Origin of the sequence: Aestuariimicrobium sp. T2.26MG-19.2B, from assembly GCF_950101875.1 — a bacterium.
In the GTDB taxonomy this organism is placed as follows: Bacteria; Actinomycetota; Actinomycetes; order Propionibacteriales; family Propionibacteriaceae; genus Aestuariimicrobium; species Aestuariimicrobium kwangyangense.
This window is the reverse complement of sequence record NZ_CATNLW010000001.1, coordinates 292,334-317,500: the sequence shown is the minus strand read 5'-3', so window position 1 is coordinate 317,500 and position 25,167 is coordinate 292,334. Positions and strand designations below refer to the sequence as shown.

Annotated in this window: 22 protein-coding genes; 10 read left to right on the top strand and 12 right to left on the bottom strand. The window is 68.0% G+C overall.

What is annotated here, in order from left to right:
• The first annotated feature begins 39 nt into the window (after positions 1–39).
• A complete protein-coding gene (locus tag QQZ11_RS01470) occupies positions 40–720 on the top strand; it encodes a maleylpyruvate isomerase family mycothiol-dependent enzyme (protein ID WP_284548277.1) in 681 nt (226 codons plus the stop codon).
• 4 nt (positions 721–724) lie between these two features.
• On the opposite strand, the gene QQZ11_RS01465 is transcribed toward QQZ11_RS01470, so the two are convergent.
• The 3 genes from QQZ11_RS01465 to glnA all read right to left on the bottom strand — a co-directional run bounded on the left by QQZ11_RS01465 (position 725) and on the right by glnA (position 5,688).
• Positions 725–1,153 (bottom strand): hypothetical protein, encoded by a 429-nt coding sequence (locus QQZ11_RS01465; RefSeq protein WP_022909643.1) that lies wholly within the window; start codon positions 1,151–1,153, stop codon positions 725–727.
• Positions 1,154–1,289: 136 nt separating this feature from the next.
• Entirely contained in the window at positions 1,290–4,010 is a 2,721-nt protein-coding gene (gene ppdK, locus QQZ11_RS01460; protein ID WP_284548274.1) for a pyruvate, phosphate dikinase, read from the bottom strand.
• Positions 4,011–4,266: 256 nt separating this feature from the next.
• Positions 4,267–5,688, bottom strand: a complete 1,422-nt coding sequence (gene glnA / locus QQZ11_RS01455) for a type I glutamate--ammonia ligase (RefSeq protein ID WP_022909645.1) — start codon at positions 5,686–5,688, stop codon at positions 4,267–4,269.
• Positions 5,689–5,842: 154 nt separating this feature from the next.
• Between glnA and QQZ11_RS01450 the strand changes: the two genes are divergently transcribed.
• Together QQZ11_RS01450 and QQZ11_RS01445 are read left to right on the top strand one after the other, a co-directional pair.
• Complete coding sequence (locus QQZ11_RS01450; RefSeq protein ID WP_022909646.1) at positions 5,843–6,259, top strand: RDD family protein; 417 nt, start codon at positions 5,843–5,845, stop codon at positions 6,257–6,259.
• Positions 6,256–7,419 carry a glycosyltransferase gene (locus QQZ11_RS01445; RefSeq protein ID WP_284548273.1) on the top strand — a complete coding sequence of 388 codons (1,164 nt, stop codon included), beginning with the start codon at positions 6,256–6,258 and terminating at the stop codon, positions 7,417–7,419. The genes QQZ11_RS01450 and QQZ11_RS01445 overlap by 4 nt, the downstream gene beginning before the upstream one ends.
• Before the next feature lie 22 nt (positions 7,420–7,441).
• On the opposite strand, the gene QQZ11_RS01440 is transcribed toward QQZ11_RS01445, so the two are convergent.
• Entirely contained in the window at positions 7,442–8,491 is a 1,050-nt protein-coding gene (locus QQZ11_RS01440) for a LacI family DNA-binding transcriptional regulator (RefSeq protein ID WP_022909648.1), read from the bottom strand.
• Positions 8,492–8,717: 226 nt separating this feature from the next.
• On the opposite strand from QQZ11_RS01440, the gene QQZ11_RS01435 reads away from it, so the two are divergent.
• From QQZ11_RS01435 to QQZ11_RS01410, 6 genes are all read left to right on the top strand, one after another.
• On the top strand, positions 8,718–10,028 hold the full coding sequence (locus QQZ11_RS01435) for an ABC transporter substrate-binding protein (protein ID WP_022909649.1): 1,311 nt from the start codon (positions 8,718–8,720) through the stop codon (positions 10,026–10,028).
• 73 nt (positions 10,029–10,101) lie between these two features.
• On the top strand, positions 10,102–11,049 hold the full coding sequence (locus tag QQZ11_RS01430; protein WP_022909650.1) for a carbohydrate ABC transporter permease: 948 nt from the start codon (positions 10,102–10,104) through the stop codon (positions 11,047–11,049).
• The gene (locus tag QQZ11_RS01425) at positions 11,042–11,851 is read left to right on the top strand and encodes a carbohydrate ABC transporter permease (RefSeq protein ID WP_022909651.1); all 810 of its coding nucleotides are present in this window, start codon (positions 11,042–11,044) and stop codon (positions 11,849–11,851) included. Before QQZ11_RS01430 ends, QQZ11_RS01425 begins: the two co-directional genes overlap by 8 nt.
• Positions 11,848–14,919 carry a glycoside hydrolase family 2 TIM barrel-domain containing protein gene (locus QQZ11_RS01420; protein WP_284548271.1) on the top strand — a complete coding sequence of 1,024 codons (3,072 nt, stop codon included), beginning with the start codon at positions 11,848–11,850 and terminating at the stop codon, positions 14,917–14,919. Before QQZ11_RS01425 ends, QQZ11_RS01420 begins: the two co-directional genes overlap by 4 nt.
• 260 nt (positions 14,920–15,179) lie before the next feature.
• A complete protein-coding gene (locus QQZ11_RS01415; protein ID WP_284548269.1) occupies positions 15,180–16,901 on the top strand; it encodes an MDR family MFS transporter in 1,722 nt (573 codons plus the stop codon).
• Positions 16,898–17,362 carry a MarR family winged helix-turn-helix transcriptional regulator gene (locus QQZ11_RS01410; protein ID WP_284548268.1) on the top strand — a complete coding sequence of 155 codons (465 nt, stop codon included), beginning with the start codon at positions 16,898–16,900 and terminating at the stop codon, positions 17,360–17,362. Before QQZ11_RS01415 ends, QQZ11_RS01410 begins: the two co-directional genes overlap by 4 nt.
• Here QQZ11_RS01410 and QQZ11_RS01405 read toward each other — a convergent pair.
• From QQZ11_RS01405 to lipA, 8 genes are all read right to left on the bottom strand, one after another.
• Positions 17,337–18,332, bottom strand: coding sequence for a DNA-3-methyladenine glycosylase 2 (locus QQZ11_RS01405; RefSeq protein ID WP_284548266.1), 996 nt, complete (start codon positions 18,330–18,332; stop codon positions 17,337–17,339). The genes QQZ11_RS01410 and QQZ11_RS01405 overlap by 26 nt on opposite strands.
• A gap of 2 nt (positions 18,333–18,334) precedes the next feature.
• A complete protein-coding gene (locus tag QQZ11_RS01400; RefSeq protein WP_284548264.1) occupies positions 18,335–18,985 on the bottom strand; it encodes an alpha-ketoglutarate-dependent dioxygenase AlkB in 651 nt (216 codons plus the stop codon).
• Positions 18,982–19,569 (bottom strand): methylated-DNA--[protein]-cysteine S-methyltransferase, encoded by a 588-nt coding sequence (locus QQZ11_RS01395; RefSeq protein WP_284548263.1) that lies wholly within the window; start codon positions 19,567–19,569, stop codon positions 18,982–18,984. The genes QQZ11_RS01400 and QQZ11_RS01395 overlap by 4 nt, the downstream gene beginning before the upstream one ends.
• Positions 19,566–20,051, bottom strand: a complete 486-nt coding sequence (locus QQZ11_RS01390) for an RNA polymerase sigma factor (protein ID WP_022909658.1) — start codon at positions 20,049–20,051, stop codon at positions 19,566–19,568. Before QQZ11_RS01390 ends, QQZ11_RS01395 begins: the two co-directional genes overlap by 4 nt.
• Positions 20,048–20,344, bottom strand: coding sequence for an MGMT family protein (locus tag QQZ11_RS01385; RefSeq protein WP_284548262.1), 297 nt, complete (start codon positions 20,342–20,344; stop codon positions 20,048–20,050). The genes QQZ11_RS01390 and QQZ11_RS01385 overlap by 4 nt, the downstream gene beginning before the upstream one ends.
• 74 nt (positions 20,345–20,418) lie before the next feature.
• A complete protein-coding gene (locus QQZ11_RS01380; protein ID WP_284548260.1) occupies positions 20,419–22,248 on the bottom strand; it encodes an ABC-F family ATP-binding cassette domain-containing protein in 1,830 nt (609 codons plus the stop codon).
• 1 nt (position 22,249) lies between these two features.
• Positions 22,250–23,008, bottom strand: a complete 759-nt coding sequence (locus QQZ11_RS01375) for a DUF4191 domain-containing protein (protein ID WP_022909661.1) — start codon at positions 23,006–23,008, stop codon at positions 22,250–22,252.
• A 2-nt stretch (positions 23,009–23,010) separates the two neighbouring features.
• A complete protein-coding gene (gene lipA, locus QQZ11_RS01370; RefSeq protein WP_022909662.1) occupies positions 23,011–23,958 on the bottom strand; it encodes a lipoyl synthase in 948 nt (315 codons plus the stop codon).
• A gap of 339 nt (positions 23,959–24,297) precedes the next feature.
• Between lipA and QQZ11_RS01365 the strand changes: the two genes are divergently transcribed.
• Positions 24,298–25,128, top strand: coding sequence for a DUF559 domain-containing protein (locus QQZ11_RS01365; RefSeq protein WP_284548259.1), 831 nt, complete (start codon positions 24,298–24,300; stop codon positions 25,126–25,128).
• Positions 25,129–25,167 lie beyond the last annotated feature (39 nt).

Below are 25,167 nucleotides of genomic sequence, written 5' to 3'. Positions count from 1 at the left end.
GTCCCCCGTGGCCCACCCCGGGTGGGGTTGTATGGACCCATGGACCGAGCAGCGATCTGGACCACCATCCACGACGAGCGCCGCGCCCTCGCGCGTGATCTCGACATCATCACCGACGAGGACTGGAACCGGGAGTCGTGGGCCCACGGATGGACGATCGCCGACGTCGTCGCCCACCTGGTCGACTCGAACCGGACGTCCGCACTGGGTCACGTCCAGCGGATCCTCGCCGCCCGCGGCGACACCGACCGCGTCAATCAGGTCGGGGTCGAGCGTGAACGCCGGTTCCGGCACCAGGACCTCCTGGGTGCCTACCGCTCCACCATCCCGTTGAAGGCGGGGCCGCTGGGCGACCTGCGCTCCCGACTGGTCGAGGAGATCGCTCACGGCGAGGACATCCGGCGCGCCCTCGGGATCGTCCGGGACTACCCGCTGGCGGCCACCCTGCCGGCCCTTCAGTACCTCGCGCACACGCGATCGGCCCGCACCGGGTCGGCCCACCGGTCGGCCCACACAGGATCGGTCCGGGGTGGGGGCAAGGGTCTCGCCCGCGGACTCAGACTGGTCGCGAGCGATGCCGGCCTGAGCCACGGCCGCGGACCGGAGGTGCGGGGGTCAGTGCTTTCCTTGATGGTGGCCCTGTCGGGTCGTCGGGTGCACGAGACGGAACTCTCCGGACCCGGACGCGCAGCACTGCTGGCACGGATCACACCCCGCTGAGGGATCAGTCGCAGGTGTCGCAGGTGCTGCTGGCGGGCAACTTCAGGTGGCAGCGGGGGCAGGTTCCGTAATCGACGAACACCGGTGCCTTGGGCTGGACACCAGTGGTGGCGCGGGTGACGGGGTGGTCGACGCCCCACAGGTGGGCGCCTCGGTCGCTGGGCCACACCTTGGCACCGGGGCCGACGGCATCGCGGGCCTCCTCCTCGGAGTGGAAGCCGTTCGTCCAGCCGTAGTAGATCTGCAGGGCGGGGCCATCGACACAACGATTGGCCTTGATGTAGCCCGATCGCTTGTCGAAGGTCGACACCCCCACGCGGCTGCAGAAGGCACGGATGAAGGGTTGGTTGCCGACCGGGATCTTCTGGTCGGCGAAGGCTCGGTCGAGGCTTGAATAGCGTCGGGCCAGTGGGTCGGACGATGGTGTGGCCATGGGCTCGCTCTCGTGGATGTCGCGAAGACGCAGGTCGCGAGTCCGTACCTGCCACCCTACGCGCACAACCGAGGGCCGACGGACGTGGGGTCCGCCGGCCCACGGCCAGTCAGCTCGGCCAGGCAGCTCGGGGTGCTCAGCTCGTGCCGACACCTTCCTTGAGGACGACGGCGCGTCCGGCCTCCAGTCGGGCGACCGGCACCCTGAAGGGCGAGCAGCTGACGTAGTCCAGGCCGACCCGGTGGAAGAAGTGGATCGACTCGGGGTCGCCACCGTGCTCACCACACACCCCGATCTTGAGGTCAGGTCGAGTCTCGCGACCCTTCTCCACCCCGATCCTGACGAGCTCGCCGACACCCAGGGCGTCCAAGGTCTCGAACGGGCTGATGGTCAGCACCCCGTTCTGCATGTACTGGGGGAAGAAGGCCGTCTCGACGTCGTCGCGGGAGAAGCCCCACGTCGTCTGGGTCAGGTCGTTGGTACCGAACGAGAAGAACTCGGCCGTCTGAGCGATGCGGTTGGCGGTCAGGGCCGCCCGGGGCAGCTCGATCATGCAGCCGATCGGGATCTCCAGTTCCTGGTCGTTCGTCCGCGAGATCTCGGCGATGATTCCCTCGGCCTGACGCCGGACGATCACCAGTTCGCGGTTGGATCCCACCAGCGGCACCATGATCTCGGGACGGGGGTCCTTGCCCTCGGCCCGCAGCCTCACGACAGCCTCGGCGATGGCGCGGATCTGCAGCGCGAACAGGCCGGGGATCTTCAGTCCCAGGCGAACCCCACGCAGGCCCAGCATCGGGTTCTGCTCGTGGATCGCCCGGACCGCGTCGCGCAGGGCCCTGGTGCGGTCGACCTCGGGGCCGGTCTCGCCCTTCGCCTCGGCCAGGGCCACCTCGACCGTGAGGTCGGTGAGGTCGGGCAGGAACTCGTGCAGCGGCGGGTCGATCAGCCGGATGGTCGCCGGCAGGCCGTCCATGGCCGTCAACAGGTCGACGAAGTCCTCGATCTGGGCGGGCAGCAGTTCGGCCAGCGCGGCTTCACGCTGCTCGTCAGTGTCGGCGAGCACCACCCGCTCGATCTGCTGGCGGCGTTCGCCGAGGAACTGGTGCTCGGTGCGGCACAGACCGATGCCCTCGGCCCCCCGGTCACGAGCCCGGCGCGCGTCGGTGCCGGTGTCGGCATTGGCGCGGACCCGCAGACGGCGACGCTTGTCGGCATGGGTGAGCACCCGATCGACGGCGCGGATCAGCTGCTTGGTCTCGTCGTCACCGTCGGCATGGGCCTCGGCCGCTTCCAGGCCCTCGGAGACGTAGGTCATGACGGGGGAGTCGACCACGCGCACGTCACCCAGGTAGACCTCGCCGGTCTTGCCGTCGATGGCCAGGGTGTCACCCTCGTGCACCACGTGCTCACCGACCCTGATCTGCTTGGCGGCGACGTCGACCACCAGGTCCTCGGCACCCACCACGGCACACTTGCCCATGCCTCGGGCCACCACGGCGGCGTGGGAGGTCTTGCCCCCGCGGGCCGTCAGGATGCCGGCCGCGGCGACCATGCCCGGCAGGTCCTCGGGTGAGGTCTCGCGCCTGACGAGGATGACGGACTTGCCACTGGCCGCGGCGGCCTCGGCGCTGGCATTGTCGAATGCCACAGCCCCCACGGCCGCGCCCGGGGAGGCGCCCATGCCGGTCGCCAGCAGCGTCCGGTCGGCGGACCGGTCGAACTGGGGGAAGAGCAGTTGGCTGAGCTGCTCGCCGGTGACCCGCTCGAGGGCCTCGTCCATGGTGATCAACTGCTCGTCGACCAGCTGGGTGGCGATCCGGAAGGCGGCACCGGCCGTGCGCTTGCCCACCCGTGTCTGCAGCATCCACAACCTGCCGCGTTCGATGGTGAACTCGATGTCGCACAGGTCGCGGTAATGGGTCTCGAGGCGGCGCATGGCGGCCCGCAGTTCGCGGTAGGCGCCGGCATCACGCTGCTTGAGGTCGGCCAGCGACAGCGTGTTGCGGATACCCGCCACCACGTCCTCACCCTGCGCGTTCGGCAGGTAGTCGCCATACTCGCCGATGTGACCCGACGATGGATCGCGGGTGAAGCACACCCCCGTGCCGGAGGTTTCCCCGAGGTTGCCGAAGACCATGGCCTGCACGTTGACCGCGGTGCCGAGGTCGTCTGCGATGCGTTCACGGCGGCGGTACAACTGCGCCCGCTCGGTGTTCCAGCTGCGGAAGACGGCCTCGATGGCCATGTCGACCTGACGGCGTGGGGTCTGGGGGAACGGGTGACCCGTCTCGCGTTCGACGATCTGCTTGAACTCGGCGACCACCTGCTTGAGGTCGTCCGCGGTGAGATCGACGTCGGCGGTGACACCCGCGCTCTCCTTGTGGGCGTCGAGCACCGACGAGAACTTGTCGGCGTCGATGTCGAGCACGGTCTTGCCGAACATCTGGATCAGGCGGCGGTAGGAGTCCCAGGCGAAACGCTCGTCGCCGGCGAAGGAGGCCAGGGCGTGCACGGTGTCGTCGTTCAGGCCGACGTTCAGCACCGTCTCCATCATCCCGGGCATCGAGAACTTGGCCCCCGAGCGCACCGACAACAGCAGCGGTTCCTCGTAGTCGCCGAGAGTTCGTCCGATCAGGTCCTCGACATTGCGCAGCCGCTGGGTGACCTCCACCCGCACCTGGGGCGGCACGCGTCCCTCGGTCAGGTAGGCCCGGCAGGCCTCCGTGGTGATCGTGAAGCCCGGGGGCACCGGCAGCCCCAACTTGACCATCTCGGCGAGGTTGGCGCCCTTGCCACCGAGCAGGTCCTTCTGGTCGCGATCGCCCTCACTGAACATGTGGACGTACTGAATCATCGGATGCCTCCTAGGAGTGCGTCATTGCACGCCTTCACTGTGGCACTGGGCGAACAGGGTGTTCCGGTGGGGGGTCGAATAAGCCCTGTGCCCCGATCCGGTGTCCCGATGACCCCAAAGAGTCTCACGACCCGCTGCTGACCATCCGGAAGCCAGTTCGGGGCAGCAAAACGCGAGGGGATGCCCGAGGTGAAGAGGAAAGGCCCCGGTTCCTCGCGGAACCGGGGGCCTCGTCCTCGATCAGTGGAGCACAGGCTCAGATCGCGTAGTACAGGTCGAACTCGTAGGGGTGCGGGCGCAGCCGGATGGCGTCGATCTCGGCGCGCTTCAGTTCGACCCAGGTCTCGATCAGGTCGGAGGTGAAGACGTCACCGACGAGCAGGAACTCGTGGTCGGCCTCGAGGGCGTCGAGCACCTCGCCCAGCGAGGCGGGCACCTGGTCGACCTCGGCGTGCTCCTCGGGAGGCAGTTCGTAGAGGTCCTTGTCGATCGGGGCCGGCGGCTCGATCTTGTTCTGGATCCCGTCCAGGCCGGCCAGCAGCATGGCGGCGAAGGCCAGGTACGGGTTCGACGAGGGGTCGGGGCAGCGGAACTCGACGCGCTTGGCCTTCGGGTTCGACCCGGTGATCGGGATGCGCATGCAGGCCGAGCGGTTGCGCGAGGAGTAGACGAGGTTGACAGGGGCCTCGAAGCCGGGCACCAGACGGTGGTAGGAGTTCACCGAGGGGTTGGTGAACGCCAGCAGGGCCGGCGCGTGCTTGAGGATGCCGCCGATGTACCAGCGGGCCATGTCGGACAGACCGCCGTAGCCGTTCTCGTCGTAGAACAGGGGCTCGCCGCCGTTCCAGATGGAGCTGTGCACGTGCATGCCCGAACCGTTGTCGCCGAAGATCGGCTTCGGCATGAAGGTGGCCGTCTTGCCAGCCTCCCAGGCAGTGTTCTTGACGATGTACTTGAACTTCATCACGTTGTCGGCCGAGGTCAACATGGTGTCGAAGCGCCAGTTGATCTCTGCCTGGCCGGCGGTGCCGACCTCGTGGTGGGCGCGCTCGACGACCAGGCCGAGCGACTCCATGGTCTTGACGATCTGGTCGCGCAGGTCAGCGAAGTGGTCGACGGGCGAGACGGGGAAGTAGCCACCCTTGTACTTGACCTTGTAGCCGCGGTTGCCACCGTCCTCGACGCGGCCGGTGTTCCAGGCACCCGCCTCGGAGTCGATCTCGTAGTGGGAGCCGTTGGCCTTGGTGTCGAAGCGCACGTCGTCGAAGACGTAGAACTCGGCCTCGGGTGCGAAGTAGGCGGTGTCGCCGATGCCGGTGCTGGCGAGGTAGGCCTCAGCCTTGCGGGCGATGTTGCGGGGGTCGCGGCTGTAGGGCTCCTTCGTCAGCGGGTCGTGCACGAAGAAGTTGACGACCAGGGTCTTGGCCACGCGGAAGGGATCGAGGTAGGCGGTGGTCGGGTCGGGCAGCAGCGCCATGTCCGACTCGTGGATCTTCTGGAAGCCGGTGATCGACGAACCGTCGAATGCGAGGCCGTCGGTGAACACTGCCTCGTCGAAAGCCCCGGCCGGCACGGTGAAGTGCTGCATCACACCGGGCAGGTCGCAGAAGCGAACGTCGACCATTTCGACGCCCTCGTCCTTGATGAACGCGAGCAGGTCGTCCTGTCCCTTGAACATGTCTTCCTCCATCTGGATGAACCCTTGTGTGCATGAACCTACGGAGCAGGTGTTGCTCATCAGTTGCGTCCATGTTTCGTTCGTGTAACAGCCCGGACGCCCCGCCCGGGGCCGTCGCGATCGCTCGGCCGACCGCCCCCGATAGGCTCCCACCATGAGCGAGGAGACCTACCCCGGGCAGAGCCTCGGCCTGCCGCCGACGGGTCGTGGCTCGCTGGCGAGTTGGCGCTCCCGGGTCGCGGCCCTCATCGCGGACTGGGCGATCTCGATGCTGGTCGCCTACCTGCTCTTCGGTCTGGGCGCGCTGCGCGGTGCCGGCTGGCGCATGTGGACGCCGATGGGTGTCTTCTTCGTCGAGGCGAGTGTGTTCACCACCTTCCTGGGGGGATCGCTGGGGCAGTTGGCCGCCCGGATCGGCGTCACCCAACTCGATCTGACACCCCTGCGCTGGTGGCAGGCGGTGAGCCGTGTGGCCATGAAGTGTCTGGTCATCCCGATGTTGATCGTGGGTGCCGAGCGGCGCGCCCTCGATGACCTGGTGCTCGGCACCGTGGTGGTGTCGCGCCGATGACCCCTTTCGTCGTGGTGGTGGCCCGCGGGGTACCCGATGCATCGTCCCCGCTCCTGGGCAGGTTCGAGTTCGACCAGGCGCTGGCGCTCCAGCAGGCGGGCTGCCACGTCGTGGTCGCCGTGCTCGACTGCCGGTCACCGCGCCGTCGTCGGGCCGGTCTGCTCACTCCCTGGCGGGTGCGGCACTCAACCTTCGAGGGACTGCCGGTGGCCAGGGTCGACATCGGTCTCGGCTCGCTGCCGGTGCGGGCCTTCGTCCCCTTGCTGGGTCGAGCCTGGCGGCGACTGTACGAGGCGGTGGTCGAACACCACGGACGACCCGATGTCGTCCACGCCCACTTCACGAGGTGGGCCGCCGGTGTGGTGCCCACCACCCTTCGCCTGCGCGACGGCGCCGACCAGCCCCTTGTCGTCGTCACCGAGCACAGTTCCAAGCTCCGCCGTGGCTCGGTCACGTCCGAGGACCGTGCCCTCGCTCGTCACGCCTACCGCGCCGACCGGGTGCTGGCGGTGTCGTCGGCGCTCGCCGAGGTGCTGGCCGCTGAGTTCGGCGTCACCGCCACGGTCGTCCCCGACCTCGTCGACGTCGATGCCTTCCAGCCGCACCCCGCTCACCCCACGCACCCCGCGCAGCCCGCCGCGCCGACCCGACTGCTCAGCGTCGGCAACCTGATTCCCCGCAAGGGCATGGACCGACTGCTGCGGGCCTTCGCCGCTGCCTTCGCGACGTCCGACGCCGAACTCGTGATCGTCGGCCAGGGACCCGAGCGCGGTCACCTGGAGGAACTGGTGACGAGCTCGGGTGTCGGTGACCGGGTCAGGCTGACGGGGGGACTGGGTCGCGCCGAGTTGGCTGCCGAGTTCGCGGCCGCCGACGGGTTCGTCCTGTTCAGCGAGTGGGAGACCTTCGGAGTGGTCTACGTCGAAGCGATGGCTGCCGGGTTGCCGGTACTGGCCACCCACTGCGGCGGCCCCGAGGACTTCGTGACCGACGACGTGGGCATGTTCACCGGCACGACCCCGGAGGATGACGTGGCGGCGTTGAAGACCTTCGTCTCCCAACTGGACACCTTCGACCCGGCGGTCATCGCCGCCCTCGCCCGGGTGCGCTACGCCCCCGGTGCTGTGGCGGCCCGACTGCTCGAGATCTACCGCGGCTGACCCGTACCCGGCGAAGGCCCCGTCACCGGGGGGCGACCCGAGGGGGTGGTCCGGTCGATCCCCGCACCATCAGTTCCACGGGCACGACCACCCGCTGCAGGGGCGGTCGCTCACCTCGGGTCGAGGCCTCCAGTTGCTCGAGCAGCATGGCCACCGAATGCTGCCCGATGGCGTGGAAGTTCTGGTTCACCGTGGTCAGCGGCGGGTTCAGGTAGGCCGCCAGGTCGATGTCGTCGAAGCCCACCACCGACACGTCGCCGGGAACAGACTTGCCCGCCCTCTGCAGTGCCCCGATCAGAGCGATGGCCGTCTCGTCGTTGGCGCAGAAGACGGCAGTCATGTCATCGCGCTCCACCAGTCGGTGGCACGCGGCGATGCCCGAGGCCGCCGTCCAGTCGCCCGGCACCACCTCCGGGGGAGTGATGCCGTGCAGCAGCAGGGTGCGCCGCCACGCGGACGATCGGATCCGCGCCACCTCGGAGTCCTCGGGGCCGGAGACGTGATGGACGGTGGCGTGTCCCAGCCCCAACAGGTGTTCCACCGCCAGTCGGGTGCCCTCGACCTGGTCGGTCTCGACCGTCGAGTGGGGGCTGCCGGGCCAGGTGCCGTTGACCACCACCGGCATCCGTGCGGGCAGCGACAGCAGTTCGGGCTGCACGAGTTCGGCCCGGATCACGATGAGGGCGTCCATGGCCAGGTGGGGCAACCGCGTGACGGCGGAGTTCCATTCGTCGGTGGTGCCGGTCGCGACGTTGACGACGTTGACGGAGTAGCCGCGCTCCTGGGCGGCGTCCAGCACGCCGCGCATCGTCAGCACCTCACCGGTACGACTGAAGTCGTGGCCCAGCAACCCGATCGCGCCGAACGAGCCGCTGCGCAGGGCCCGGGCGGCACGGTTGGGGCTGTAGCCCAGTTGGTCCATCGCCTGCCGCACCCGCAGCTTGGTCGACTCGCGAACCTGACTCGACCCGGTCGCCACCCGTGACACCGTCTGCGCCGACACACCGGCCAGCCTGGCGACGTCCGTGATCGACGCACGTCCGCGCCGTGGGGTCTCGGACGCGGTGGACATGAGCGGGAGTGTAGCTCCCGGGCCCGTCCTTGGTGACGTTGCCATCCGCAGATCACAGATCGGTCTCGAAACCCGTGCCCCTCCCCAGTCCTGCCGGGGAGCGTTGCTATGTTGACGTCAACATCACAGCATTCCTCGCATCGCTGCGCGGGTGGCTGATGGACGGGGACGATGTCGCCCCCGGAAGGATCGAACCGCTCTGCGGACGAACGAAGGAGTTCGAGGAATGAACATCAACCGGCGCTCGGTGCTCGGGCTGGGACTTGGGGCCGCTGCGGTGGCCACCCTGGCGGCGTGCAACTCCGGCGGCAAGAACGACCAGGCGGTGGCCGGCGACGTGCCCACCAGCGGCACCCTCACCGTGTGGTGCTGGGACCCGGCGTTCAACATCTACTCGATGAACGAGGCCGCGAAGATCTACCAGAAGGACCACCCCGACGTGAAGGTCAAGGTGGTCGAGACCCCATGGGACGACATCCAGACCAAGCTGACGACGCTGGCACAGTCGGGCAAGCTCGACCAGCTGCCCGACATCTTCCTCTGCCAGAACAACGCCTTCCAGAAGAACGTCATCAACTACGGTGACGCCTTCTCCGACCTCACCAAGGGTGGCGTGAAGTTCGACGAGTTCCCGCCCGCCGTGGTGGGCTACTCCACCGTCGACGGCGCCAACTACGGCGTGCCCTTCGACAACGGCACCGCCGTGCAGGCCCTGCGCATCGACTACCTCGAGCAGGCCGGTCTGACGATGAAGGACTTCACCGACATCAGCTGGGCCGACTACATCGAGCGGGGCACCCAGCTGAAGGCCAAGACGGGCCACGCCCTGATCTCTGGCCAGTCGGGAAGCTCCGACCTGATCATGATGATGCTGCAGTCGGCCGGCGGCAGCCTGTTCGACGCCGACGGCAAGCCCACCATCGCCAAGAACGACATCCTGCTCAAGTCGATCGACGTGCTCAAGCAGCTGCAGAAGGCAGGTCTCTACGTCGAGGTGAACTCGTGGGACGAGTACATCCGCGGCTTCATCTCCGGCAACCACGCCTCGGCGCTCAACGGCGTCTGGATCCTGGGTTCCGTGCAGACCGCCAAGGACCAGTCGGGCAAGTGGGAGATCACCAATGTGCCCAAGCTCGACGGCATCGACAGCGCGACCAACTACACCGCCAACGGTGGGTCCTCGTGGGCCGTCTCGGCCGGCAAGCAGCCGGCTCTGGCCAACGACTTCCTGAAGTCCACCTTCGCGGGGTCGACCCAGCTCTACGACACGATCCTGCCGAAGGCCGGTGCGTTGGCGAACTGGATGCCCGCCGCGAAGTCGGACATCTACCAGGAGAAGCAGGCCTTCTTCAACAACACCGCCATCTACGCCCAGGTGGTCGACTACTCGGCCAAGGTGCCGAAGAACAACACCGGCGCCTACTACTACGAGGGTCGTGACGCCGCCAGTGTGGCGATGACCAAGATCCTCAAGGGTGCCGATCCGACGACCGCCCTCGACGAGGCCCAGAAGACCGTCGAGTTCGCGATGAAGTGATCGATCTCGTGACCGGGGGCTGCGGCCCCCGGTCACGTCCTCGTCCCTTCAGCCCCGACGAACGGAGTCACGCGTGACCACCACCACCGCAGCGCGGGCGGTTCCTTCCCCGCCGACAGACGAGGTCGGCAGGCGCAGGGGCCTGACCAGCGCCCGCCGCAAGAGCCTCACCGGCTGGACCTTCCTGGCCCCAGCCACCCTGCTGATCGTCCTGATGAGTTTCTGGCCCATGTTCGAGGCCTTCCTGCTGTCGTTCCGCACCGGACGAGGCACCCGCATGCGTTGGGCGGACCCCTGGTGGGCGAACTACACCCGCCTGTTCGACGACGGCATCTTCCACCAGACCCTGGCCAACACCTTCATGTACCTGATCGTGCAGGTGCCGGTGATGCTGGTGCTGGCCCTGGTGCTGGCGGTCCTGCTCAACGACCGCACCATGAAGCTGCGCGGACTGTGGCGTACCGCCATCTTCCTGCCCTGCGCCGTCTCGCTGGTCTCGTACTCCATGGTGTTCCGCACCATGTTCTCGACCGACGGGATGGTCAACGACGCCCTGCTGGCCCTGCACCTGACCGACCACCCCGTCAACTGGCTGGGCAACGCGGTCACGGCGCGCATGGTCATCGTGCTCGGTCTGCTGTGGCGCTGGACCGGCTACAACATGGTGTTCTACCTGGCGGCCCTGCAGAACATCGAGCCCTCGACCATCGAGGCTGCCAAGATCGACGGCGCCAGCGACTTCCGCGCCTTCTGGCACGTCACCGTGCCGCAGCTTCGTCCGATGATCCTGCTGACGGCGATCATGTCGACCAACGGCACCATCCAGTTGTTCGACGAGTCCTGGGCGCTCACCGCGGGTGGCCCCGCGAACGGGTCGAAGACGATGTCGCACTACCTCTACGAACTCTCGTTCCAGAACAACCCCAACTTCGGGTACGCCTCGGCGGTGTCATACGTGATCCTGCTGCTCGTCGCCGTGCTCGCAGCCATTCAGATGAAGGTGGGTGACAAGCGTGACTAAGACACCTCTCCGCGTCGCCAAGTACGTGTTCCTGGCCCTGGCGGCCCTGTGTTCGCTGTTCCCGCTCTACTTCATGGTGGTCTCGGCCACCAACACCTCGGCCGACGTGATCGGTTCGAGGTTGACGCCGGGCGGAGCGCTGATGGACAACATCTCCAAGCTCACCACCCAGCAGAACGTCGGGGCGGCCATGGGCCAGTCGACCATCTACGCCGTCTCGAGCGCACTGCTCAGCCTGCTGGTCTGTTCGATCGCCGGATATGGCTTCGAGATCTACCACTCGAAGCACAAGGACAGGCTGATGGGCCTGCTGCTCTTGACCATGATGATCCCGTTCGCGGCCACCATGATCCCGTTGTTCCGCATGTTCGCGAACCTCAACATGGTCTCGACCCTGCCCGCCGTGGTCCTGCCCACCATCGCGACACCGTTCCTGATCCTGCTGTTCCGGCAGTCGGCTCGCAGCTTCCCCACCGAGATCATCGAGGCCGCCCGCCTCGACGGACTGAGTGAGCTGTCGATCTTCTTCCGGATGTTCCTGCCCACCATGCGTGCCACCTACGCCGCGGCCGCGGTGATCACGTTCATGGCCGCGTGGAACAACTTCCTGTGGCCCAAGGTGATCCTGGTCGACCAGACCTTCCGCACCATGCCGATGCTGGTGGCGAGCCTCACCTCGGGTTACGTCACCGACTACGGGGTGCTGATGCTCGCCGTGTTGTTGGCCTCCCTGCCCACCATGTTCCTCTTCCTCGTCCTTCAGCGGAGCTTCGCCGAAGGCATCACCGGAGCCGTCAAGTGACTTCTGAATCCCCCCGTTCCCACGACACCTCACCCACCACGCCCCTTGACATGGCGCGGCTCTCCGATCCCGGGTGGTTCGCCGAGTCGACGCTGGCGCCGCACTCCGACCACCGCGTGTTCGCGTCGGCCGACGAGGCCCAACTGCAGCAGAGCTCGCTGGTGACCAGCCTCGACGGCGTGTGGAAGTTCCACTACGCCAAGAATCCCGCTGGTGCACCCAGCGGGTTCCAGGCGTCCGGGTACGACACCTCCAGCTGGGACGACATCGCCGTCCCCGGCCACATCCAGATGCAGGGCTACGACCGTCCGCAGTACGTCAACACCCAGTACCCCTGGGACGGGCACGAGACCCTCGAGCCCGGGCAGGCGCCGCAGCGTTTCAACCCGGTCGCCAGCTATGTCACCGAGGTGTCCTTGGACGAGCCGTTGGCGGCGGGGGAGCGGGTCTCCGTCACCTTCCATGGCGCGGAGAGTGGCCTGGCCGTCTGGTTGAACGGGCAGTGGATCGGATGGTCCACAGACTCGTTCACCCCCTCGGAGTTCGACCTCACGCCGGCCTGGCATGAGGGCACCAACAAGCTCGCCGTACAGGTGTTCAAGTTCACCTCGCAGTCATGGCTCGAGGACCAGGACTTCTACCGCTTCTCGGGTCTCTTCCGCTCGGTGGAGCTCAACCGACGTCCGGTGGCCCACCTTCGCGACCTGGCGGTCACCACCGAACTGTCGGACTCCTTCGACCGGGCCACGGTCGTCGTCCGGCCCGACCTCGAGGGCGAGGGCAGCCTCGTGCTGACCCTCGAAGGGGTGGGTGAGCTCACCGACCAGGGTGACGGTCGGTGGTCGATCGTCGTCGAGCAGCCCCAGTTGTGGAGCGCCGAGCGTCCCCACCTGTACGACCTGACCGTGCAGGTGCTCGACCCCTCCGGAGCGGTGGTCGAGTACGTGCCCACCACCGTGGGCGTGCGTCGGTTCGAGATCGTCGATGCCCAGATGCTGATCAATGGCCAGCGGATCGTGTTCAACGGCGTCAACCGCCACGACTTCGGCCTCGACGGGCGCGCCGTCTCGCGTGAACAACTCGAGGCCGACGTGCTGTTGCTGAAACGCAACAACGTCAACGCCGTGCGTACCAGCCACTACCCCAACACCAGCGCGCTGTACGAGCTGTGTGACCGGCACGGGCTCTATGTGATCGACGAGATGAACCTCGAGACCCACGGCCTGTGGGACGACATCAACCGCGGAGGACGCACCATCGAGCAGGCCGTGCCGGGGGACGACCCGCTGTGGCTTCCCCCGCTGAAGTTCCGGGCCGAGAACATGCTGCAGCGCGACAAGAACCACCCCAGCGTGCTCATCTGGTCGTGCGGCAACGAGTCCTTCGGGGGCAGCAACCTGCTGCAGGTCTCGCGCCTGTTCAAGGAACTCGACCCCACTCGTCCGGTGCACTACGAGGGTGTGCACTGGGACCCGCGTCTGCCGGAGACCACCGACATCACCAGTCAGATGTACACCCCGGCCGCGACGGTCGAGGAGTACCTCAAGGAGCACCGCGAGAAGCCCTTCATCCTGTGCGAGTACGCCCACTCGATGGGCAACTCGTTCGGTGCGGTCGACAAGTACGTCGACCTGGCGTGGCGCGAACCGCTGTTCCAGGGGTCGTTCATCTGGGACTTCGCCGACCAGGCCATCGCATTGACCGATCGGCACGGCAAGGAGTTCTTCGGGTACGGCGGCGACTGTGGCGAGGCCCCGCACGACTCCGACTTCTCGGGCAACGGCATCGTCTTCGCCGACCGCACCCCGAAGCCTGCGCTGCAGGCCGTCAAGGCGCTGTACGCCCCGTTCGTGGTCGAGGTGTCGGAGGGGGAGTTCACCCTCACCAATCGCAACCTGTTCGTCGACTCCTCGCAGTTCGACATCGTGGTCAGCGTGTTGCGGGAGGGACGGGAGGTGGCTCGAGCCACCGTCGTCACTGCCGTCGCACCCCTGCAGAGTGAGACGTACCCGCTGCCGTTGGAGCTTCCCAGGGTCCCCGGTGAGTACGTGGTCGAGGTGTCGGTGAGGCTGCGTCAGGCCACCGGCTGGGCCGAGGCTGGTCACGAGATCGCGTTCGGCCAGGGCGTGCGGACCGTGGACGGTGCTCCGGCCCCGCGCCGCGGCGACGCCCCTGAGGTGGTGGCGGGCATCCACAACATCGGTGTGCGGGGGAAGCACTTCCTGGCGCTGTTCTCGCGGATCGGTGGGGGACTGTTGTCCTACCGCTACGGGCTCACCCCCGACGGCGGCCACGAACTGCTCGACAGCGTTCCTCGTCCGAACTTCTGGCACGCCCCCACCTCGAACGAGCGCGGCTGGGGCATGCCCTTCCGTGACGGCTGCTGGAAGCTGGCCTCTAGCCATGCTCGTCCCAAGGCAGGCTTGGACAACCCGAGCGTCGAGGTCGTGGACGACCGGGCTGTCGTGACCTACGTGTACGAGTTGCCGCTCGGGTCGGCAGCGGCAGGGGTGGGCGAGTGCACCGTGGCGTATGCCGTCGCGGGTGACGGGCACATCCGCGTGACCGTCGAACTCACCCCTCACGCCGACCTGCCGGACGCCCCGGAGTTCGGCATGCAGCTGACCACCAGTGCCGATTTCGACAGGCTGACCTGGTACGGCGACGGCCCCGACGAGACCCAGGTCGACCGTCGACAGGGTGCACGGTTGGGGGTGCACCGGGCGAAGGTTGCTGACCTGCTGACCCCGTACCTGCGTCCCCAGGAGGCGGGCAACCGCACCGGGGTGCGCTGGGCGACGGTGACCGACGTGCACGGACGAGGCCTGCGGCTCGACGCGGAGGTGCCGATGGAGCTGTCGGTGCTGCCGTGGACGCCGGCCCAGATCGAGGCGAGCGACCATCACGTCGACCTGCCGCCCATCCAGCACACGGTCATTCGTCCGGCGTTGAAGCGTCGCGGAGTGGCCGGTGACGACTCGTGGGGGGCCATGACCCACCCCGAGTACCGACTGCCCGCCGGAGAGAGGCTGAGCTTCACCTTCGGGTTCCAAGGGGTGCTGCGCTGATCTGAACCGGGTCGATCTGGCCCGGTTGGTGGCTGGTCGCCGGTGATGCATGTGGCTGGCGTTCCTCCGCTTGGCTGGTGTTCTGAACGCCAGCCATGCGGAGGAGCGCCAGCCATGTGTGCGTTTCGGGGGCAGATGCATGGGGGGTGAGTGCTTGAGGCTTCATCAGTTGACCCGAGTCAACCATCGGCGTATCGTTGACGCCGGTCAACCTTTGACACGCATCAAATATTGATTCAATCAACGAAAAGAAGAAGCCTGTGTCCCAGACATCCCCGGCGGCCGCCACCAGCGGTGCCCCCACCCCGGACAGTGACATCTCGGCGCCCATGAGCCACCGAGGTGTGCTCGAGGCGCTGACCGGCCTGTTGCTCGGCATGTTCGTCTCGATGCTCGCCTCGACCGTGGTGTCGAGTTCCCTGCCCGTGATCGTGCACGACCTGGCCGGGACTGAGCGGGACTACACCTGGGTGATCACCGCCATGCTGCTCACCAGCGCCATCAGCACCCCGGTCTGGGGCAAGCTGGCCGACCTGTTCAACCGCAAGGTGCTGTTCCAGATCGCCATCATCGTCTTCGTGCTCGCCAGCGCCACCGCCGGATTCGCGCAGAACCCGGGGATGATGATCGCTTCCCGCGCGGTGCAGGGCCTGGGAGCCGGCGGTCTTGCCGCGCTCAGCCAGGTGATCATGGCCGACATCATCAGCCCCCGCGACCGCGGGCGCTACATGGGCCTGTTCGGCGCGGTGATGGCCGTCTCCACCGTCGGCGGACCGCTGCTCGGCGGAGTCATCACCGACAGCCTGGGCTGGCGCTGGAACTTCTTCGTCGCCCTGCCCGTGGCCGTGCTGGCCCTGATCATGGTGCAGCTCACCCTGCACCTTCGTCCCAATCAGCAACGCAAGGTGAGCATCGACCACGCCGGCATCGTGCTGTTGGGGACCAGCGTCTCCCTGCTTCTCATCTGGGTCACCAACGCAGGACACGACTACGGCTGGTGGTCGTTCACGACCGCCTGGATGGTGGGCGGTGCGTTGATCGCCGCGATCGCCTTCGTGGTCGTCGAACTGCGCTCGTCCGAGCCCCTCATCCCGCTCAGCCTGTTCCGCAGCCGCACCTTCTCGCTGTCGGTGCTGGCCTCGATCGCCACCGGCATCGCCATGTTCGGTTCGTCGGTCTTCCTCAGCCAGTACATGCAGTTGGCCCGCGGAGCCAGCCCCACCATGGCGGGCGTCCTGACCATCCCGATGGTCGCCGGGCTGCTGCTCAGCTCGATGGTGGTCGGCCAGTTGATCAGCCGCTACGGCATCTGGAAGCCGTACGTGGTCGCCGGTTCTGTGTCCCTCATCGCCGGCCTCTACCTGCTGACGACGATCCACTACGACACCAACTTCTGGCTCGTCTCGATCTACATGTTCCTGATGGGTGCAGGCGTGGGCATGACGATGCAGAACCTGGTGCTCGTGGTGCAGAACACCACCGGGGCCTCGTTGATCGGCGTCGCCAGTTCGGGGGTCACCTTCTTCCGCAGCCTCGGCGGCACCATCGGTGTCTCGGTGATGGGAGCCGCCATGGCAACGCGGACCGCATCGTTGGCGCAATCGCGTCAGTCCGACATCGGGGTTGCCCTGAAGAGTCTGGGTGAGCAGGGCGGCTACTGGGCGCAGCAACTGGCCAGTGGGGCCGTGCCCCGGGTCTCTGAGATGCCTCCCGCCCTGCGGGTGGTCCTCGAGGACATCTACTCCGGCGGGATCACGCACTCCTTCTGGATCGCCGTGCCGGTGGCCGCGGTCAGTCTGGTCGCCGTGTTGTTGCTGCCCAACGCCCCGCTGACACGGATGACGGCCGCCGAGCGCCGTGACGCCGGCGAGCGGGACCTCGCCGTGGTCTCGGTTCCCCAGGGCATGGAGGTGCTCGACCACGAGGCGAGCCACACCCCGGTGCTGGTCGAGGACGACGACTCTGACAGGCTGAAGGTGTGAACACCCAGACCGCGTCGACGGGCGGCCGCGAACGCGCGGTCGCCCGACTCGAGGGCGCCATGGAAGACCTCACCCGCCAGATCCGCACGTACTACGGCGTGGTCGCCCAGCGGGTGGCGCCCGGACTGCAGCCGGCCACCTTCAAGGTGCTCACCACGATCGACCGGATGGCTCCCGTCTCGGTCTCCGCCCTGGCCGATGCGCTGCAGGCCGACAAGGGCCAGATCAGTCGAGCTATCACCGAGCTCGAGGGACGAGGGCTGGTGCGCCGTGCCTTCGACCCGGGGGACGCGCGGGTGCGCATGATCGCCCCCACCGACGAGGCCAAGCAGAAGTTGGTCGAGGCCCGCAGCCCTTTCCACCTGCTCCTGCAGGAAGCCCTCGAGGAGTGGGGGGTCGAGGAGGTCGACCAGTTCGCAGACCTGCTCGCCAAGCTCAGCGGGACGATCCGGGCTCGCTGAGCGACGTCCCGGCGGGGTTCGGACGACCCCTCGGGGCGGGCACCTCGGGCTGTGGTTGGTCCGAGGCCCACAGCCGGCAGGCGGCATAACTTCGCCAGGGATGCCACTGCGCCGAGGCACTGGCTGCGTCGAACCGGCCCCGTTCGTCGGTGAAACCCTCGGCCATCAGCAGGCGGCGCAACACGGCGTCGCTGGCCGGGAAGGCATTGACCTCGTGACCCACCCGGATGGCGAGGTAGTCCAAGGTCCAGGGCCCGACCCCTGTGACTGCACCCAGCTGATCCGGGGACGGCACCGACCCGGCGGCGGCCACGAACAGTTCGGCCACGGCGCGGACCGTCCGAGCCCGGGCACCGGTGAGGCCGGCGGTCTCGCGGACCTGCTCGACCGGAGCGTCGGCGATCACCGCCGGGTCAGGGAACGGGCGAAGGTCACCGCCTCGGACCTCGGGCGAGTACCGCTGCACGAGGCGGCTGGTGAACAGTCGCGCCGCTGCCAGCGACACCTGCTGCCCGACCACGGTCATGCAGGTCGCCTGCCACGGATCGGCGAAGCGCGTCACCCGAATCCCGGGCCGGTCTCGTACCTGCTCAGCGAAGACCGGATGGGCTGCCAGCGCACCGTCGATGGTGCCGAGGTCGGCGGCCAGGTCGAACCAGTCCGCGACCCGTGCGGTGATCTCCTGCGCCCATCTGGCCTCATCCGGCTCGCTCGGGGCGTCCGCGGCGTCGCCCGACCCGTCGGCTCCGCTCTGGTCAGCGCCCAGCACCCAGGTGGCGCCGCCGTCGTCCAGGGTCACGCGGAGCGGTCGCCACCGACCCCCGAGCCGGTGGAGTCGGGTGAAGCTGCCGTCGGCGAGGTCGACCCGGTCGACGCCGGCGACACTGTGCGCGGCCAGCGTCCCCAGTGCGGCATGCCGGTCGAAGGGACCGTTCGCGGGCACCCGACCCGCCAGCAGGGCAGCTGGCATGGTCAGCCGTCCAGCCCGGTCATGCGCAACGTGATGTTGATCCGTCCCCGCTCGAGCCCGCACCCTGTCGGCGCCGTGCCGGGGTGCACCTTCGTGACGCCGTGGAAGGCCAGTCGGGAGGGTCCGCCGAAGACGAACAGGTCACCGGAGGCCAGCAGCACGTCGTGATGGGGACGGTTGCGGTTCACCGCCGTGCCGATCCTGAAGGTGCAACTGTCACCGATCGACAGCGAGACCACGGGAGCGGGGGAGCGTTCGTCCTTGTCCTGGTGCATGCCCATGCGGGCGTCGTCGTCATAGAAGTTCACCAGGGCGGTGTCGGGCTGGTAGCCGTCGCCGGCGCGGGGGTCACCCGTGGCATCGACCAGTGCCTTCTGGCCGAGCCGCACCAGCCAGTCGGGGAAGTCGAGCACCCTGTTGCCGTTCACGTCTACGGCCTCGCGGGTGTACGCATAGGGCCTCCAGTGCCACCCCAGACAGACCGTGCGCACGCTCATCTCGTGGCCCCGGACGGTGGCCGCCCTCGGCGGCACCGGGCCCGCCGTCCAGCGGTCGTACTGCCCCGCCAGCCAGCGTTGCTGGTCGAGCGTCAGCCAGCCCGGCACATGATGGGCCCCGTCAGGCAGGACGGGGCCCAGCAGGCTCTCGCTCATCGGCGCTCCAGGTCGAGCAGCCATCGCTTGGCCTCGAGGCCACCGCGGTAACCGCCCAGCGAACCGTCGGTGCGCAGCACTCGGTGGCAGGGCACCACCACGGGAATCGGGTTCGTGGCGCAGGCGGTTCCGACGGCGCGCACCGCTGCCGGGTTGCCGACGTGCTCGGCCACCTGCTTGTAGGTCTCGGTGCGCCCGTGGCCGATGCTGGGAAGGTAGCGCTGCACCGTCTGTCTGAACCCCGACGACAGCGAGTGGTCGAGCTCCAGGTCGAACTCGTGTCGGGTGCCGCAGAAGTACTCATCGAGTTCGGACGCGGCCCGGTCGAGCCGGGCGGGGGCGGCGAGCACCCGTGGACCGAGCCGGTCCGCCAGGACGGTGAGCACCGCGTCGAAGTCCTCGGTCACGAAGGCGACCCGGACGAGCCCCCGGGCGGTGGCCGCCAGCAGCAGCGGACCCAGGGGGGAGTCCACGGTGCGGTAGGCCACCTCGATCATCTGGCGTCGATCGGCCTCGTCGGCCAGGCGGGCGAGCAGCCCGTCGAGTTCGTGGTCGACCGGGAAGAGGGTGCTGTCGAGGGTCATGAGGTGCCTGTCTGGGGTAGCTGCGTCTGGCGCAGTCGTCGGATGCCGTCGGCAGCAGCACGGCGCACGGACTCAGGGCTGCCACCGATCAGCGCCGCTGTCTCCGCGTGTGGCAGACCACCGAGGTGGTGGTAGGCCACGGCCAGCCGTTGTCGTTCCGGAAGAGCTGCGACGGCCTGCCAGAGCAGGTGGTCGTGCTCTCCCGGATTGCCCCAGGACGAGGTCTGTTCGGGCAGGGCCTCCGTGGGGACTGGTCGCCGCGCCCGGGCACGGGTGATGTCGATCGCCTTGCGCTGAGCCACCCGCACGAGCCATGCCTGCAGGTTGGTGCCGTCGTCGAGGGTCGGCCACACCTCGAGGGCGGCCAGGAAGGTTGCTGACCAGGCGTCCTCGGCGTCACCGCCGGGGCCGAGCACGGCGCGACAGACCCGCAGCACGGTGGGGCCGTGTTCACGGACCGCGTGGTCGAAGGGCTGTCTCATGGGCCCTCAGAAGAGCGTGCTGCCGCGACGTCGGCCGGTTCCTCGAGCTCGAGCAGGAAGACCTTGCGGTCGACTCCCCCCGCGAAGCCGGTGAGCGAGCCATCCGCACCGATCACGCGGTGGCACGGGATCGGGATGCCGATCGGGTTGCGTCCGGCCGCGTGCCGGACCCGTTGTGCCTGTCGCCGGTCACCCGGCTCGGCGGCCACGGCCGCGACACTCGTGGCCTCGTCACCGTCGTCCGCGATCGTGAGCTCACCGATCGGCGAGTCGATCCGTGTGTGTCGCAGCACGGCGATCACCTCCTCACCCCAGTAGACGCCACAGCTCCGTCAATTGTGAGGTCTGGGTCCGCAGGTTCCGCCCGTCAGGATGCAGCGCTCTCGAGTTCCTCGCCCAGCTCCATCCAGCGCTCCTCGAGGGAGCTCAGTTCCGCCTCGTGGGCGGTGATCTTCTGCATGGCCACGCCCAGGCCCACGTAGTCGGTCGGGTCATGGTCGGCGCGGGCGGTCCTGGCGCTGTCGATCAGCTGGTGGAGTCGCCCCATCCGGCGCTCCATGGCGACCAACTCCTTCTGGGCGGCTCGCAACTCTGCTCCCGACAGTCCAGGGCGGGTCGACTCGTTCGGGGCCGCGTCGGCCGCGGGACGAGTGGCCGTCCCCGCGGTGCCGGCGCGACGACGTTCGAGGTACTCGTCGACACCCCCCGGCAGCAGGACGCACGACCCGTCACCCAGCAGCGCGTAGGTGACATCGCAGACGCGTTCGAGGAAGTAGCGGTCGTGACTGACCACGACCAGGGTTCCGGGCCACGAGTCGAGGTGGTCCTCGATGACGTTGAGCGTGTCGATGTCGAGGTCGTTGGTCGGTTCGTCGAGGAAGAGCACGTTGGGCTCGGCCAGCAGCAGGCGCAGGAACTGCAGCCGGCGCCGCTCGCCGCCGGACAGCTCCCCGATGCGAGTGACCAGCTTCTGACCGGTGAAGCCGAAGTCCTCCAGCAGGGTCGAGGCGGTCAGCTGCTTGCCGGTGGCATCGGTGGTCTCCTGCTTGAGCCGGTTGACCGAGTCGAGCACCCGCTCGCCGTCGTCCAGCTCACCGACGAGCTGGCTGAGATGACCCAGCCGCAGCGTCTTGCCGTGTTTGACGCGTCCGCCCGTGGGCTGCTGCTCGCCGGCGAGCAGGCGCAACAGGGTCGACTTGCCGGCACCGTTGACGCCGACCAGGCCGATCCGGTCACCGGGTCCGATCGACCAGTCGAGCTGGTCGAGCAGGACCCGACCGTCGGGCAGCACCACGCTGGCCCGGACGGCGTCGACCACGTCCTTGCCCAGTCGCGCCACCGCGAACTCCTGCAACTGCATGCGGTCGCGCGGAGCCGGGACGTCCTGGATCAGGGAGTTGGCCGCGTCGATGCGGAACCGAGGCTTGCTGGTGCGAGCGGGCGGGCCGCGGCGCAACCACGCCAGTTCCTTCGTGGCCAGGTTCTTGCGGCGCTGTTCGGTGGCCTGCGCCTGCCGGTCGCGTTCGACCCTCGCGAGCACGTACGCCGCGTAGCCGCCCTCGTAGGCGTCGACGCTGGCGTCGTGCACCTCCCAGATGCGAGTGCAGACCGAGTCGAGGAACCAGCGGTCGTGGCTGACGACCAGCATGGCGGTGCCTCGTTGCTGCAGGGTGCGCAGGTGCTGCGCCAACCAGGCGACGGCCTCGACGTCGAGGTGGTTGGTGGGCTCGTCCAGCACCAGCAGGTCGTGGTCGCCCAGCAGCATGGCGACGAGGGCCGCACGTCGACGCTCGCCACCCGACAGCGTCGCCAAGGGCTGGTCCAGCCCGATGCCGTCGAGCAGTTCGGTGACGACGGTGCGGCGGTAACTGTCGGCCGCCCAGACGTGGTCGGGCTCGCCGTGGACGATCAGGTCCCGCACGGTAGGCAGGTGTCCCAGTGTGGTCGGTGGCACCTCGACCTCTGCCTGGGTGAGCACACCGATGGAGACATTCCCGGTCTGGGTGATCCGTCCGGAGTCCGGTTCGACCGTGCCGGTCAGGAGTCCGAGCAGGGTGGACTTGCCGTCCCCGTTGCGTCCGACGACACCGATGACGTCACCGGCACCGATGCCGAGCGACACCTCGTCCAGCAGGGTGCGCGTGCCGTAGGTCTTGGTGACCTTCTCGGCGTTGACCAGGTTGGGACCCGCCGCCACCTCAGCGACCGCGCAGGGAGGAACGTGAGCCGCGGGTCGGCAACGGTCCCTTGGGGATCGGCAACTTGTTGCGCATGGTGTCGAGTGCCCGCAGTCGTGACTGCAGGTCGGCCAGGCGGGCGGCGTCCAAGGTCTTGGGCTGCTTCTTGAGGTGGTCCGCCAGCTTGTTGAGCGGAACCTGCCCGGGCTTGCTGCCCATCTGGATCGTGATGACCTTGACCCCGTTGGTGGCCTGCTCGTGGCGCCGCACCTCGGTCGAGAGCAGCGACTTCAGCCGGTTCGGATCACCCTCGGCGATCAGGAACAGACCCGACGGCCCGAGGGCCCGGTGAATGACGTCGAGCTGGCGGGTGCCGGTGATGGCGGGCGTGGTCGTCCACTTCTTCTTGTCGAGCATCGACAGTGCGACCTCGCCCGACCCGGCCTGGCCGTCGAAGCGGGCGTAGGTGGCCTTGCGCACCCGCCACAGCAGCACGAGCATCGCGGCCACCAGCCCGAACGAGATCCCCAGCAGCAGCCACATCCACCACGGCTGCACGATCAGGCCGACGACGAGGAAGACCACCAGGGCGACCAGGAAGGCACCGAGCAGCATCCAGGGCAGGGCCTTGTCGTACTCCTGGGTGCGCTTGTACGTCTCGGTCAACTGGCGGACGGTGCCCCAGTCGCGCGGGTTGTCGGAGTGCTTGCGGCGCTCCTTCTCGGCCCGCGCCTGTTCCTTCTGCTTGCGTGCCAGTTCCTTGGCGGCTTCGGATGCCATGGTCAGACCTTCTGGGTGGTGAGCGCGTCGGCGCGGGTTTGCATCGCCTGACGGTACAACTTGCCCGCCCGGTACGACGAACGGACGAGGGGTCCCGAGAGCACACCGGAGTACCCGATCTGCAGGGCCTCCTGCTCGAGTTCCTTGAACTCCTCGGGGGTGACCCAACGGTCGATGGGGTGCAGGTGGGCGTTGGGGCGCAGGTACTGGGTGATCGTGATCAACTCGGTCCCAGCCTCGTACAGGTCGCGGAGCGCCTGGCTGATCTCGTCACGGGTCTCGCCCATGCCGAGGATCAGGTTCGACTTGGTGACCAGACCTGCCTCGCGGCTCATGGTCAGCACGTCGAGCGAGCGCTCGTAGCGGAAGCCCGGACGAATGCGCTTGAAGATGCGCGGCACGGTCTCGACGTTGTGCGCGAACACCTCGGGACGGGTCTCGAACAGCTGCTCGAGCAGTTCGCGGCGGCCCGAGAAGTCCGGGGCCAGCATCTCGACACCCACGCCGGGGTTGAGCTCGTGGATCTTGCGGATGGTCTCGGAGTAGAGCCAGATGCCCTCGTCCTCGAGGTCGTCGCGGCAGACACCCGTCACCGTCGCGTAGCGCAGCCCCATGGTGCGCACCGACTCGGCCACGCGCAGGGGTTCGCCGGTGTCATAGCCCGAGGGCTTCTTCGACTCGATCTGGCAGAAGTCGCAGCGTCGCGTGCACGAGTCACCACCGATGAGAAAGGTGGCCTCGCGGTCCTCCCAGCACTCGAAGATGTTGGGACACCCGGCCTCCTGACAGACGGTGTGCAGGTCTTCCTCACGCACCAACTTCTGCAGGTCCCGGTACTCCGGACCCATCCTCGCCGTGGTTTTGATCCACGGTGGCTTGCGCTCAATGGGGGTCTGGGCGTTCTTCACCTCGACCCGGAGCAGACGACGTCCTTCGGGTGCAACAGTCACCTGAGGGAGTCTACTCGTGCGGGCGCTGGGGACGTACCCGGGTCGGGGGGCTCGGCTCACGGCGGAACCCTGCTCGCGTGGCGGGCGAGGGGTCCGGCGAGTGGGCGCTCGGCTGGCGTCGACGAGGGGTGGCGGGGCCGTGATCCGATCCGGCTTCTGGTGCTGGTCCTGTGGCTGTCAGAGGGGGTCGGGGGCCATCGGCAAGCCAGATCGGAGCACCGGGCTCCCTCGACCGACCAGACCGCCGGGTTCTCCACAGCTTCCGGAGGGTCACAGGTGCAATCCCCAGCCCGAGCGCCGCGGGGAACCGATGAGGGTTCGGATTCGCACAGTGCGGGCATGGAGACATTGCTGAACCGGTGGGGGATGGTCTCACTCGCCGATCACCCCCGGGAACGAAGTCGCATCATCAGGGCAGCTCGGGCCCAGCACCTGGTGCGGGTGATCCCAGGCGTCTACCGCCCCGGCGGCGCTGACGAGACCTGGCGCCATCGGGTCGCGGCGCTGATGACCCGGTATCCCGACCTGCTGCTGACGCACGAGGCGGCCGCAGCCCTGACCTGGTGGCCCCAACTGGTGCCCACCGGTATCACGGCCGTGGGGGCCAATCCCGGCGTGCCGTGGCTGACGCGGCGTCAGCGATCCCTCGCCACTGACTGGACCGCTGGGGTCGGCGGCATCACGGTGCCCGTGCCGGCGGTCACCGCGCTGGACCTCACCGAGACCATGGGAGGCACCGCCATCGACGAGGCACTGCGGCGAAGGGTCGTCACCCACGCAGACCTGGTGGACGCGCTGGAGGTCTACCGGGGTGCACGCGGTGCGCAGCTGAAGCAGTGGCTGGTGCATGACTCCCGGGACGAGCCGTGGTCGGAGTTGGAGCGCGAGGGTCACCGTGAACTGAGGCGCGCCCGGATTCTTGGCTGGCGGACCAACCTGCGAGTGGTGATCGGGGGCACCGCCTACTTCCTCGACGCCGGCTTCATCCACGAACACCATGCGGTCGAGTTCGACGGGTTCGAATGGCACCGCACGCCCCAGCAGATGATCAACGACCACCGCCGACAGAACGCACTCACCCTCGCGGGCTGGACCGTCCTGCGCTACGGGTGGGAGAACCTGGACGAGTTGGTGCCCGACCTGCTGCGACTGGGGGTACGCCGCCGGTGATCCCTCCCCGACACCAGTGGGGTGGGACAGGTGAGCATC